The sequence below is a fragment of the Deinococcus aquatilis DSM 23025 genome, from assembly GCF_000378445.1.
GTDB lineage: Bacteria > Deinococcota > Deinococci > Deinococcales > Deinococcaceae > Deinococcus > Deinococcus aquatilis.
The window spans coordinates 1-13,207 of record NZ_KB899770.1 but is presented as its reverse complement, the minus strand read 5'-3'; the positions used below and the strand labels follow the sequence as shown (position 1 = coordinate 13,207).

The 13,207-nt window shown below is 62.5% G+C and carries 12 protein-coding genes; 8 read left to right on the top strand and 4 right to left on the bottom strand.

What is annotated here, in order from left to right:
* Positions 1 to 8: 8 nt before the first annotated feature.
* Positions 9 to 563 (bottom strand): helix-turn-helix domain-containing protein, encoded by a 555-nt coding sequence (locus F561_RS30400; RefSeq protein ID WP_026298939.1) that lies wholly within the window; start codon positions 561 to 563, stop codon positions 9 to 11.
* A 24-nt stretch (positions 564 to 587) separates the two neighbouring features.
* On the opposite strand from F561_RS30400, the gene F561_RS29325 reads away from it, so the two are divergent.
* From F561_RS29325 to F561_RS0123380, 7 genes are all read left to right on the top strand, one after another.
* A complete protein-coding gene (locus tag F561_RS29325; RefSeq protein ID WP_019012393.1) occupies positions 588 to 749 on the top strand; it encodes a hypothetical protein in 162 nt (53 codons plus the stop codon).
* A 103-nt stretch (positions 750 to 852) separates the two neighbouring features.
* Positions 853 to 2,424 (top strand): sugar ABC transporter ATP-binding protein, encoded by a 1,572-nt coding sequence (locus F561_RS0123405; RefSeq protein WP_019012392.1) that lies wholly within the window; start codon positions 853 to 855, stop codon positions 2,422 to 2,424.
* On the top strand, positions 2,417 to 3,421 hold the full coding sequence (locus F561_RS0123400; RefSeq protein ID WP_019012391.1) for an ABC transporter permease: 1,005 nt from the start codon (positions 2,417 to 2,419) through the stop codon (positions 3,419 to 3,421). The genes F561_RS0123405 and F561_RS0123400 overlap by 8 nt, the downstream gene beginning before the upstream one ends.
* A 91-nt stretch (positions 3,422 to 3,512) precedes the next feature.
* Positions 3,513 to 4,514: an ABC transporter permease gene (locus F561_RS0123395; RefSeq protein WP_019012390.1), complete on the top strand. Its 1,002-nt coding sequence runs from the start codon at positions 3,513 to 3,515 to the stop codon at positions 4,512 to 4,514.
* Between the two features lie 94 nt (positions 4,515 to 4,608).
* Entirely contained in the window at positions 4,609 to 5,469 is an 861-nt protein-coding gene (locus tag F561_RS0123390; RefSeq protein WP_019012389.1) for a phytanoyl-CoA dioxygenase family protein, read from the top strand.
* A 12-nt stretch (positions 5,470 to 5,481) separates the two neighbouring features.
* Complete coding sequence (locus F561_RS0123385) at positions 5,482 to 5,793, top strand: hypothetical protein (RefSeq protein ID WP_019012388.1); 312 nt, start codon at positions 5,482 to 5,484, stop codon at positions 5,791 to 5,793.
* A 201-nt stretch (positions 5,794 to 5,994) separates the two neighbouring features.
* Positions 5,995 to 7,233 carry a cytochrome P450 gene (locus F561_RS0123380; RefSeq protein ID WP_019012387.1) on the top strand — a complete coding sequence of 413 codons (1,239 nt, stop codon included), beginning with the start codon at positions 5,995 to 5,997 and terminating at the stop codon, positions 7,231 to 7,233.
* Positions 7,234 to 7,354: 121 nt separating this feature from the next.
* On the opposite strand, the gene F561_RS0123375 is transcribed toward F561_RS0123380, so the two are convergent.
* The 3 genes from F561_RS0123375 to F561_RS0123365 form a co-directional block, all read right to left on the bottom strand.
* Positions 7,355 to 9,220, bottom strand: coding sequence for an ABC transporter ATP-binding protein (locus F561_RS0123375; protein ID WP_019012386.1), 1,866 nt, complete (start codon positions 9,218 to 9,220; stop codon positions 7,355 to 7,357).
* A 146-nt stretch (positions 9,221 to 9,366) separates the two neighbouring features.
* On the bottom strand, positions 9,367 to 10,221 hold the full coding sequence (locus F561_RS0123370; RefSeq protein WP_019012385.1) for an SDR family oxidoreductase: 855 nt from the start codon (positions 10,219 to 10,221) through the stop codon (positions 9,367 to 9,369).
* 88 nt (positions 10,222 to 10,309) lie between these two features.
* Positions 10,310 to 10,738 carry an Rrf2 family transcriptional regulator gene (locus F561_RS0123365; RefSeq protein WP_019012384.1) on the bottom strand — a complete coding sequence of 143 codons (429 nt, stop codon included), beginning with the start codon at positions 10,736 to 10,738 and terminating at the stop codon, positions 10,310 to 10,312.
* Between the two features lie 721 nt (positions 10,739 to 11,459).
* Between F561_RS0123365 and F561_RS26680 the strand changes: the two genes are divergently transcribed.
* Positions 11,460 to 13,207: NPCBM/NEW2 domain-containing protein (locus tag F561_RS26680; protein ID WP_040381849.1), on the top strand; the 1,748-nt coding region annotated here is incomplete at its 3' end.

The following is a 13,207-nucleotide window of genomic DNA, read 5'->3' as shown; positions in this document are numbered from 1 at the left end:
ACGTTCAATCAGCTTTTTTTCGCCTCAGCATTGGGGTCAGTCACCTTCACCACGCCACTCTTACGTTGTCGCTGCGCCACTCCCGTCTCGCACCACGTCCGGTCTCGCTGCCACGTCAGGCCGGCCTCGCGTAACACACCCAAGATCGTGTACGTGCTGAGCTGCTCAAAGCCGGGCTCACGGCGCAGGACCCGTTGCAGTGTCGAGAGCGACCAAGTCGCTGTCCCGTCCTGTTCTCGATCTGGCGGACGACGGGCGGTGTCGAGAATCCGGTTCCGCTCAGCGGAACCGTAAGTACGGGGAGGACGCCGACTTGGACGTGTGGCCAGTGCGTTGAGACCGTGTTGGTTGAATCGCGCGACCAAGTGAGCCACGCCATCCCCTGAGGTTCGACCCGCCTCTTGCGCCGCCTGGGTGTAGGGCAGACCAGCGGCAACGCCGAGTAACACCTTGGCACGCCCGACCACCACCACGGCACCGTGATGCGATCGGCTTAATCGCTCTAATTCCAGACGCTCTTGATCCGTCAGGGGACGCAGCGGGTTTTTCTGGCGACGAGGCATATTCAAACCTTACACCTTCACCAAGTGACCCACTATGTGGTCGAGTGCAACCCCAAATTCGGCCCCAAAGCCTTTGAAACCATGAAGAACTACGCGGCGGGCAAGAGCATTCCGACCAAGATCATCAACCCTGACCGCGATTACACCCCCCAGAACGCCAAGGCCCTGCTGGCAACTGCGTATTGAACGAAGCTCACCCACAGTCTGAAACGGACCCCGCTGACCTGCCGAGACTTCAGACCCCGGCAGGTCAGCCTTCATTCAAGCTCAGAAGAAGGATCGGTGCCCCGTGACCCACACTGAACCGCTGCTCCGGTTGGAGGGCATCCACAAAGCTTTTTCGGGCGTGCCTGCTCTGATCAACGCTTCCCTCACGGTCAGCGCCGGAGAAATCCACGCCCTGATCGGACAGAACGGGGCGGGCAAATCCACCCTGATCAAGGTCCTGACCGGCGCCTACCGGAAAGACAGTGGCGTAATCCGCTTCGGCGGCCAGGAGGTGGACTTCGCCACGCCGCAGGCCGCGCAGGTGGGCGGAATCTCGACCATCTATCAGGAAGTGAACCTGATTCCGTACCTGTCACTCAGCGAGAACATTTTTTTGGGACGAGAGCGTCGGCGCGGGCCGTTTCTGGACTGGGGCCGCATGAACCGTGAGGCCCGGACGCTGCTGGAACGCTTTGAGGTGCAGGCCGACGTGACCCGCCCCCTGATGGGCTGTAGCGTGGCCGTGCAGCAGATGGTGGCGATTGCCCGCGCCGTGTCTATCGACAGCCGCCTCGTGATCATGGACGAACCCACCTCTTCGCTGGATGACCGTGAAGTGGACACGCTGTTCGGCGTGATCCGGCAACTGGGGGCCAGCGGCGTGGCCGTTCTGTTCGTCTCTCACCGCCTGGACGAGCTGTACGCGGTCTGCAGCGGCGTGACCATCATGCGCGATGGCCGCACGGTGGAGCGCCGCGCCATGACCGACATCAGCAAGCTGGAGCTGGTGGCGAGCATGCTGGGCAAGGAACCCGGCGAACTGCGGCGCGAGGGCGAAACGGCCTTCGTCAAAAACCACAACCGCAAGGGTGAAGAGCTGCTGGAAGTGCGCGGCGTGCGCTCTGGGCCTGCGCTCCGCAACGCCTCGCTGGACGTGAGGAAGGGCGAGATCGTGGGACTGGCGGGGCTGCTGGGGTCCGGGCGCACCGAGACCGCCCGTGTGGTGTTCGGGGCTGACGCGCTGGCAGGCGGTGAAATAAAGATAGCGGGCCAACCCGCCCAGCTGCGCTCGCCTGCCGACGCGATCCGGGCCGGTTTCGGCTTTTGCTCGGAAGACCGCAAGGTCGAAGGCATCGTGCCCGACCAATCGGTGCGCGAGAACCTGACGCTGGCGCTGCTGCCGGAATTGTCCCGCCGGGGCGTCGTGGATCAGGCCAAACAAAATGAAATCGTGGAGCGGTTTATTGACCGTCTGGGAATCAAGACCACCGGGCCGGATCAGAAAATTCGGGAACTGTCGGGCGGCAATCAGCAAAAAGTGCTGCTGGCCCGCTGGCTGTGTATGAATCCCAAATTGCTGATCCTGGACGAACCCACACGCGGCATCGACGTGGGGGCCAAGGGCGAGATTCAGGCGCTCTTGAGCGAACTGGCGGCGGGCGGACTGGGCGTGCTGATGATTTCCAGTGAACTTGAAGAGTTGGCCGAAGGCTGTGACCGTGTGGTGGTCATGCGCGACGGCTTCAGCGTGGCCGAATTGACCGGAGACGGCCTGACCCAGGATCACCTGATGGGCGTGATGGCGCACGGCGCGGCGCAGGCCGCCCCAGCGAGCGCTGCACCAGCCGCGCCCCCTGGGGGAACGCATGTCTGAAGGAACCACCACGCCTCCGCTCCGGCCCCCGGCTCCCGCTCCAGCGCAGCCCGGTCCTCGCCGGGGCCATATTCCGCTGTTCGGTCCCCTGCTGGCGCTGCTCGCTTTGCTGCTGTTCAACATCTTTTTCACCCCCAATTTTCTGACGGCCCAGACACTGAACGTGAACCTGACCCAGGTGGCGACCACCGTGATCGTGGGTGTGGGCATGACGCTGGTGATCGCCACAGCTGGCATTGATCTGTCGGTGGGGGCGCTGATGGCGATTGCGGGGGCACTGGCTCCGATGCTGTTTCTGAATCCGCCGCTGGGGAGTCCGGGCCTGGGTGTGGCGCTGGCGTTCGTGCTGCCTGTGCTGGCCGCTGGAGCCTTCGGCCTCTTCAACGGCATGCTGGTGACCCGCTTCATGATCCAGCCGTTTATTGCCACGCTGGTGCTGTTCATTGCGGGGCGCGGCATTGCACAGGTGCTGACCAACGGGCAACTCCAGACCTTTTCCAACAAATCCTTTCAGGTGATCGGTCTGGGGCGGCCCTTCGGAATTCCGGTGCAGGTGATCTTGATGCTGGTGGTGGTGGCCCTCTTCACGTGGGTCATGGCCCGCACCGTGTTCGGACGGCAGATTCTGGCAGTCGGCGGCAACGAACGCGCCGCACGCTTGTCGGGCGTACCCGTGAACCGCGTCAAGCTGGCGGTATACGGCATCAGCGGCCTGCTGTCGGGCATCGCCGGACTGATCGTCATCTCCATCAATTCCTCGTCGGATGCCAATCAGGTGGGCCTGAACATGGAGTTGGACGCCATTGCGGCGGTGGCGGTGGGCGGTACGGCACTCACCGGGGGCCGCGCCACCATCGTCGGCACCTTGCTGGGCGCACTGATCATTCAACTGATCCGCTACAGCCTGCTGGCGCGGGGCGTACCCGACGCGGCGGCGCTGGTGGTCAAGGCAGGCATCATCTTGCTGGCGGTCTACGTGCAGCGTCAGCGGCGCTAGCTCCGCGTCTCAGCGTCCTGCTCCCGCGCCACCCCCCTTCTCTGCTCATGGTTCAGAACCTGCTGTCCAGAACCCAGTTCAAGGAGTTCCCATGTCCCTGGCCCAGTCCCCCCCCACAGGCACGAGCGTCCGCAATGCCCGCATGGTCAGCGCCCTGCAACGCTACGGCGTGCTGATCGCGCTGGGCCTGTTGATCCTCTTCGGCACCCTGCGCTACGAGAATTTCCTGTCGCCCTACAACGTCACGACCGTCCTGGCCTACAACTCTATGTTCGGCCTGATCGCGCTGGGCATGGCCTTCGTGATCATCACGGGGGGCATCGACCTGTCGGTGGGCAGCGTGGCGGCTTTTGCCAGCGTAGTCGCGGCACTCCTCAGTCCGCATGGCCTGTGGGTGGCCCTGATCGGCGCGGTGGGCGCTGCGGCGCTGCTAGGCCTGATCAACGGGGCCATCATCGCCTACCTGAAAATTCTGCCCTTCATTACCACGCTGGCGATGCTGCTGGCAGCACGGGGCCTGGCGCTGATGCTGTCGGGCAACCAATCGGTGTCGGCAGACTACGATCACGGGTTTACCACGCTGGGGCAGGGCACCATTTTTGGCGTGCCCTACATCGCCGTCTTGCTGTTTGTGGCCTTTGCCATCGGCGCAGTGGTGCTGCGCTATACCCGTTTTGGCCGCCGCGTGCTGGCGATCGGCGGGAACGAAGAAGCCTCGCGCCTGATGGGTCTGCCCGTAGAACGTACCCTGCTGAGCGTCTACACGCTGTCGGGGGCGCTGGCAGGGCTGGCAGGCGTGATTCTGGCTTCGCAATTCGGCGCGGGGCAACCCACCGAGGGACTGGGCTGGGAACTGACGGCCATCGCCGCCGTGGTGGTGGGCGGCACACTGCTCACGGGCGGCATGGGGTCCATCGGCTCCACGCTGGTGGGTGTGCTGCTGCTGGGGGTGATTTTCAATGTCCTGAACTTTGAAAACGGGCGGGGCACCATCAGCCTGACCGTGTACTGGCAATCGGTGATCCGGGGAGCCTTCCTGTTGCTGGTGGTGATCTTGCAAAACCGCCTCACCCGTTCCCGCACCGCGCCGTGACGCCCCGCAACCGCAATACCGATCCCTGACACGACTGAACCGGTTTAGAGTAAACTTTGTTACAACACAACTTTAAGTTGCACAAGGAGACGCCATGACGACCCTGACCCAGACCGACGCCGCTCAGTCCAGTTCTCCGGCCACCGAGTACGACCCCGCCAGCATCATGGGTAGCCTGTACGGTGACGGCATTCTCGGCCTCAAGGGGGCATTTTCCCGCGAGTGGGCGCGGCAACTCGGTGAAGACATTACCGGGCTGTACGAAGCGGCCCTGAAGCGTCCCGGCGGTGCCGTGGGGCGGGGCACCAACCGCCATTACGTTGAGATTCATCCGGAAACGGTACGCGGCTTCACTGAACTCGTCACGCATCCCTGGGTCCGGGCCGTGTGCGCCACCGTGCTGGGGCCAGAGTACAAGATTGTAGAAATCGGCTTCGACGTGCCCGGCCCCGGCGCAAAAGATCAGCCCTGGCACCGCGATTTTCCCGCTGGCGAGGAGACGTTGATCGGTCGCCGCCTGAACTCTCTGGCCTTCAACATCACCACAGTCGATGTAGAGGCGGACATGGGACCGTTTGAGATTGCGCCCGGCACGCAGTGGGACGACCCCACCCTGTACGACCACGGCATGTTCCCGCCCACGTCTCTGTACGGACGCTACGAGGCCCGCGCCCAGCGTAAGTTTCCCCAGATGGGCGACATTTCGGTGCGCTCGGCCCTCACGATTCACCGGGGCACGGCCAACCAGTCGAACAAATCGCGTCCGGTGCTGGTGCTGGGCGTGGACGCCCCCGGCGCAGGCAACCACGAGAAACACGACTTTCAGGTCACGCGGGCCTTCTACGAAACCCTGCCGCAGGAGGTTCGCGACCACCTCCTGTGCCGCATCGTGGAGGAACTCGAACCGATCGTTCAGGGCCATACCATCGAAGGGCTGATGATGGGCGATGCATAAGCGGGGCAGTCGATGACCGACCCACAGCGCGTCACCGCCCATTTTGGCGAGGATCTGGGCGGGGTCTCGTGGCCCGGCAGCATCACGGCCATGGAAGGCCGGGGCGGAGTTTTGCGGGTGGCCCTGACTCCACCACCTGAAGGCCCTCAGCCCGGCACAGGCAGCGAATGTGTGCTGGAAATGCACGACGGCGCACGCTTCCGCTTCGTGGTGACCGAGCAGTTGCCGGAGAGCGCCGAGTACCGCATGAAACTGCTGGGCAAGGGCCAAAGCCCAGAAGCCGGAGCAGCACAGGCCACAGCAACAACCGAAACGAAACGTTGAGATCAAGGCCACGCCAGCGCCCTCCTCAGCCAGAACTCCGCGCCCGGCGTGGCCTGCTGCTCGGTCAGGTACTCCCTGCTGCACCTCCATCCCTCTATAGAGCCTCAGCCGAACTTCATTTGGTCCATACCGGTCCCCGCTACTCTGAAGGCGCTGACCGCCCTGGCTCCGGCCCAGGCAGCGGTTTTCAGAGGAGCTTGCATGACCCACACGAACTCGAACGGACCCAGTCTCAACGGCCCCGGCTCAACTGACGGTTGCCCGTTTCACCAATCATCTGGCCCCGCCCTCACCAATCAGACCCGTGCGCCCGAAACGGATGTGCACCGGGACGACAGCGGCGTGTACCGCGTTCAGGGTTTCCTGGCCGCGCGGGAAGTGCTGCGGGCCGAGGGCGTGCGGCAGGCCGGCTTTATGGCTGAAACAGTCAGAGACACCGGACTGATTCAAAACCAGCCGGTGCTGTTTGCCGAGGGTGAAGAGCATCACGCCATGCGGCGCGACACGGCCCGCTACTTTACGCCCACGCAGGTGGCCGAGTACCAGCCGATGATCGCGCGGCAGGCCGACGACCTGATGGCAGAGCTGGCGCGGGCAGGCGAACTAAATCTGGACGACCTGAGCCTGAAACTGGCCGTGCAGGTGGCCGCCCGCGTGGTGGGCCTGACCAGCAGCCGCGCTCCCGGTCTGGAGCGGCGCGTGATGGCCTTTGTGGAGGGCGGCGGCGACAGCGAACCCGGCAAGGCGCAGGAGAAGAGCCGGATTCAGGGACTCAAGCAGCAGGCCAACCTGTCCCTGTTTTTCCTGCTGGACGTGAAACCCGCGATTCAGGCCCGCCGCAAGCAGCGCCGCGACGACCTGATCAGCCACCTGCTTGACCGGGGGTACAACGACGTCGATATTCTGACCGAATGCCTGACCTACGGCACGGCGGGTATGGTCACCACCCGCGAATTTATCAGCGTGGCGGCGTGGCACCTGCTGCAAGACCCGCAGATGCGGGCCGACTATGTCCACGGCACCGAGAAAGAACGGCACGCCATCTTGCACGAGATTCTGCGGCTCGAACCGGTGGTCAGCACCCTCTACCGCCGCGCCGAAACCGACCTGACGGTGGGCGAACATCAGATTCCTGAGGGCAGCCTGCTGGCCCTGAACGTGCAGACCGCCAACCTCGACGGCGGCGTGATGGGTGAATCACCCGAAATGCTGTGTCCGGGCCGCACCCTGCCACGCGGCGTGCAGGCGCAGGGGTTGGCTTTTGGTGACGGCCACCACCGCTGTCCCGGCGCGTTCCTGGCGATCAAGGAAAGCGACGTGTTTTTGCGCCGCCTGCTGATCTGGAACGATCTGCGAATCGTTTCCCCGCCCAGCGTGAAGGTCAACGAAGTGGTGAAGGGCTACGAGGTGCGCGGGTTGCGGGTGTCGCTGGGACGCTAGAGCATTTGCCAGAAGTCTTATTTTGACCGAACCAGCCGAGTGAATCTGGGACAGTCTTTTGGAGAAGCAGGGCGTCAGGAAAGACTTCTGACGCCCTGCTTCGGGTCAATGCTTCAGGAATTCACTTGCCCAGCGCAGGTTCCGGCTCGCTGGTTGCATAGCCCCGCGCCTGAAGGTCGTACAGCGCCGCGTACTTGCCGCCCAGCGCGAGCAGCTGCTCGTGGCTGCCCGATTCCACGATCACGCCGCCCTCCAGCACGATGATCTTGTCGGCCAGCCGCACGGTCGAGAAGCGGTGAGAGATCAGCAGGGTAATGCGGTCGCCCGCCTCGGCCCTCAGCGCCTCGATGGTTTCAAATTCGGCGCGGGCATCAAGGGCGGCGGTGGGTTCATCAAACACCAGCACCGACGCGGCCCGGAAATACAGCCGCGCCAGCGCCAGCCGTTGCCACTGCCCGCCCGACAGCTGCCGCCCACCCTGAAACAGCCGTCCCAGCGGCGTATCCAACCCCTGCGGCAGTCCGTCTACATAGGACGCGCCTGCCTGCTCAACGGCCCGCTCGACTCCGGCGGCGTCCTCTAGGCGGCTCATTTCGGCAATCGCCACGTTTTCGCGGGCGCTCATCTGGTACTGCCCGAAATCCTGAAAGATGATGCTCATCTGCTTTTGCACGCTGCGCGGCGAAAACCGGGCGGCGTCCTGCCCGTTGAGCAGGATGCGGCCTCCAGTCGGCTCGAACAGGCGCGTGAGCAATTTGACCAGTGTGGTCTTCCCTGCCCCGTTTTCGCCCACCAATGCCAGCGCCTCGCCGCGCCGCACCGTGAAATTCACGCCGCGCAGCACGTCGCGGTCGGTTAGCGGATAACGGAAGCCCACGTCCTGAAACTCGATGCTGTCGATGTCGCCCTGCCAGACCTCGCCCGCCTCCAGATCGCGGTCTGGAAGTTCCAGAAAATCGAAGAGGTTGCGCATGTACAGCAGGTTCTGGTAGATGCCGCTGACGCCGTTGAGCAGCCCCGCCACCGTGGACTGAACCTGCGCGATGCCCAGCACGAAAATGCTGAAATCGCCTACCGTGATCTGCCCAGCGGCGGCGCGGCGCAGCACCAGCGCACTCGCCAGCCCGATCAGGAGGGCTGACCCCAGCGAGGCCGCGAAGCCCCACGCCGAGCGGCGGCGCACCAGGGTTTCGAGCTGCACGCGGAAGCCCAGATAGTACTCGCGCCAGCGCCTCAGCAGGTACGGTTCGAAGCCGAACAGCCGCACTTCCTTGACCAGGGTGTCGGAGGTCAGCAGGCTGCCGAGGTAGTTCTGCACGCGGGCGTCGTGCGTCTGACGGCGCAACATCTGGTAGCCCGCCACGCCGAAGCGGTTGCTGATGATGACTCCGGGCAGGCTCGCCAGCAGCACCAGCGGCAGCACCCACAGCCCCAGGCTCGCCAGCAGCGCCCCGACCGACGCCAGCGTGACGGCGGCCCCGGCGAGGCCCACCAACTGCGTCGCCACTCCCAGCGGGCGCGAACCGACCTCGCGGTAGGCCTGCTGAAGCTTGTCGTAGGTTTCGGCGTTTTCAAAGGATTCCACGCTCAGGCCCGACGCCTTGTCCAGAATCTGGCGGCTGACCGCGTGTTGCAGGCTGTCTCCCAGAAGTTGCTGAGAGGCGTTCTGCACGGTAGACAGCAGGCTGCCCAGCACCACCAGACCCACCTGAACCCCCAGCAGGGCCAGCAACGCCTGAAAGGTCACGCCGCCGCCAGCAGCCCTGGCCACCTCGTTCAGCAGCAACTTGCCCACGTACAGATTGGCCGCAGGCAGCGTGCTTCCCAGCAGGCTGGTCAGGGCGAACACGCTGCTGTGGTAGGGACTGGCACGCCACACCAACCGCAGGGTATGCAGCAGGTCTGCCGTGCGCTTGCTGAGGGCCACGGCCTCCCCGGAAGGCGGCGCGGGGGGCGGGCGGAAATCGAAACGGGGCGGGGCAGTCATCTGAGGGGAGTGTGGCGCGGAGGGAGGGGCAAGAATGGTGGGGTGGTCTTCAGTTGGGGGAAGAGAAGACGGCGCAATCTCTATTCAAGACTGCGCCGCCCTGGTTATTGTTCAAGACTCAGAGGGCCACCACGGGTCTGAGTGGTTCAGGAGCTTGCCAGAGCCGCCTTCACCGCCTCGGTGAGTGACGTGGTAGGCCGCCCGATCAAGCGGCTCAGGTCGCGGCTTTCGGTGTACAGGTCGCCCTGCCCCAGGTGAACGTCGGAATCTGCCAGCATGTCGGCCACCGCGTCCGGCACTCCCACGCCCCGCAGCATCTGGGCGTAGGCGTCCTGCGGCATATTCTGGTAGGCCACGGGGCGGCCACTCTGCGCCTGCACTTCGGCGGCCAGTTCGGTCAGCGTAAAGGCCTGATCTCCGCCCAGTTCATACACGGCGTTCTCGTGGCCCGGCCCAGTCAGGACAGCGGCGGCGGCAGCTGCATAATCGGCGCGGGCGGCGGCACTCACGCGGCCCTCCCCGGCACTTCCGGCAACGACCCCATGCTGGACGGCCTGCGCTGGATTGTAGTTTTCCATATACCAGCTGTTCCGCAGGAACACGAAAGGCAGGCCCGAGGCGCGGATCAGTTCTTCGGTGGCCTGGTGGTCGGCCGCCAGAGACAGCCCCGAGGTATCCGCCCGCAAAATGCTGGTGTAGGCCAGCAATGTTACTCCGGCCTGCTGTGCGGCCTCCACGACGCGGCGGTGCTGTCCCACCCGGTCTTCAAAATCGTTGGACGATACCAGCAGCAGCCTATCGACGCCTTCCAGCGCGGCCTTCAGGGTCTCCGGTTGCTTGTAGTCGGCCCGGCGTACCTGCACCCCAAGTGCCGCGAGCGCTTCTGCCTTCTGGGGATCGCGCACCAATGCCACGATGTCTTGCGGAGCGGCGCCCCGGCCCAGCAGGGCGTGAATGGTCAGTTGGCCGAGATGTCCGGTGGCTCCAGTAATTGCGATCATAGTTACTCCGATGGCCCAGACGCTGGACAGGCGATGAAAAGGCGAATACAAGATGTAGTTAAAACACTTACAACTTGCTCAAAAAAAATCAGCGAACTTCTTGCTGAGGTGCAGTTTGATGCACAGCGCGGGTGATATCGGCCAGCGTCACTTCGGCCAGGTGAGCTTCAAGGGCTGCCTGCGCCTCACCATAAATGTCTTCCAGTGCCCGCTGAATACCCGCTCCTACAGGACAGGCCAGATTGGGATTCTGATGCACCTTCAGTACAGAATCGGGAGCGTCCACGGCACGGTACACGTCCAGCAGACTGATCTGCCGGGCCGAACGAGTCAACTCCGCTCCCGCGACTCCACGCTGGGTGGTCAACAGTCCAGCCCTTCGCAACAGCCCTGTCACCGTACGGATCACCACCGGATTCACGCCCACGCTGTCGGCAATTTCGACTGAACCCATCGGCCCAGACGAAGAATCAAGCAGGGTCAGGATATGAACGGCGATGGAATACTGACTGTTCATCTCCTGGCCCTCCTCAGCCTTGTCATCATTTTACTTACATGTGGAGCGATGTCAAGTGTTGAAGGCCAGAGCTGCCGCCAGTTCTTTCCCTGTCCCCCAGTTCGTAGCGCCTGTCTCATGAGTTCTCACAGATAAAAGCTGTCTAGACATTTTGAAGGAATGATCAGGAAGCTGACTCGAAGTTAATCTGGCGGGGGAAGGATACCCACCTCTGCGTTAACGCCACGAGCCACAACCTCCGGGCCTCTGAAGTCAGATGATGCCCCGGCTGAATTTCCTATTGTCACACCGCTAAATCCTCTCTAATTTGATCCAGTCCATTTCCATGATCGACCAGATAAAAACAGATGTAGCAGGGCGGCGACTTTGAAGGAGATCACCGAGATTCATCCTGTCTGTATGGGTTTTAAATGAGTCAGATTAAAAGTCACATGAGAAGTGAAAATTCTTAAACTTTCTTTAGCTCGCTTTAACAGAATCTTTTCATTGAGGAACGTTAAGGTGCGTTCATTCAGAGATCAGCTGGTCTCTGGATGGCAGGGTGATCGGCAGCATTTGATCATCTGGACTGCAGTTTCGTCAGTCCGTTCCCTGTCTTTCCCTTACAGCTTTCGCCTTAAACACATCACTCAACCCAAGCGGTCTTCGACAGACCACCTTGTTCGCCAGCAGCGGTGCTTTCACTGCACCGTTGACGTATTTCTTGTTGCTAGGAGACCCCATGTTACCGACTGAATCTTTACTTGCCCGCATCATCCAGCGCCCTGTGCCGCTTGGGTTGACGCTGCTGACGCTGGGCCTGTCAGCCTGTAATTCGGGCACCACGCCCACCGCCCCTGCTCAGACCCCCGCTGCCGCCAGAACATTCGTGTACGACGGCCAGGATCATTCCTGGCAGGGCAACGGAACTGCTGGCGCAGGCCTGACGACCCTGTCTCTTGATCCAGGCAACAACAACCTGAGCAATGAGGCCTGGACAGCGGGCACCAACGGCTGGGGGCCAATCGAGAAAGACCGCAGCAACGGCGACGACGCGGCGGGAGATGGCCGCACACTCACCATTGCTGGACAGACCTTTGCCCGGGGCTTCGGGGTACACGCCAACTCCAGCATGACCTTCGCGCTGGGCGGCAAGTGCAGCACCCTGACCGCAACCATCGGCCTAGACGACGAGGTCGGCAGCAACGGCAGCGTGGTGTTTCAGGTATGGAACGGGACAGCCGCCAAGTTGTACGACTCTGGTACGGTGCGCGGTGCAGATGGAGCCAAGGCCATCAGCGTCAACGTGAGTGGAGTGCAAAATCTGCGGCTGGTGGTCACGGACGCAGGCGATGGCCTGACCTACGACCATGCCGACTGGGCAAGTCCGATGTTGTCTTGCTCCACGTCCTCCACTCCGGCCAGTAACGTCCAGTACAGCGGTCCGATTGTGATTACGAAGGGTGGAACGTACTCGGGCAACTGGGAGAGCACGCAGAACAAATCCGCGGTCCTGATCCAGACCAGCGAACCGGTGATCATCGAGAACGCCAACATCCGCAGCCGCGGCAACCTGATCAGCGGCTTCAAAAACCGCCTGACGGTCCGCAACACCCGCGGCTACGCCCTGAACCCCAACGTCGCCGGCAAGGCCGCCGGACGCGCCGTCAACGCCGAGGAAGTCATGAACCTGCGCGTGGAAAACAGCTATTTCGAAGGCACCACCGGCATCTACGCACGTGCCTTCATGGGCAATACAAGTGCCGGAGAGACCATCAAGATTTTGCGCAACCGATTTAAGAATACTGATGGACGCTTGAGTGACGGTGCTGGCGGGTACACCGGTGCATACACCATTGTTCAAACAGTGCTGTTCAACAATGTCAAACGCTTACCCAATGTGGAAATTGCTTGGAATGAAATCATTAACGAACCCGGCAAAAGCCGCACGGAAGAAAACATGAATTTCTATCTCAGTAGTGGCACGCCGGCCAGTCCGTTTCTGATTCATGACAACTACATTCAGGGCGCCTATGGGGTGTCGCCGCTGACCGAAACTTTCTATGCGGGCGGGGGGATTTTGTTGGGCGACGGCAAAGTCACCGATCCATTAGATTCAGGTTATGCCCGGGTGTACGACAATCAGGTGGTGGGCACCACCAATCACGGGATCGGGATTGCAGGAGGCGTCAATAACCAAGTATATAACAACCGCGTCATCTCCAGCGGGCGCACACCTGCAGGTGAGCGCATTCCAGCGGCAAACGTCGGGTTATATGTCTGGGATCCCAACGGCGCAGGCAAGCTGGCAGTCCCGACGTTTGCCAACAACCGCATGGACAACAACGTGGTGGGCTGGACGCGGGTAGCTGCTGACGGCAAGACCAGCAACAGCCCGACGTGGTTCCCGCACTGCGGCCTGAATGCCACCACTTGCGCAGGCAACCAAAACATCGGCACCGTTACCCTCGACATGGAAAAACAGGAATA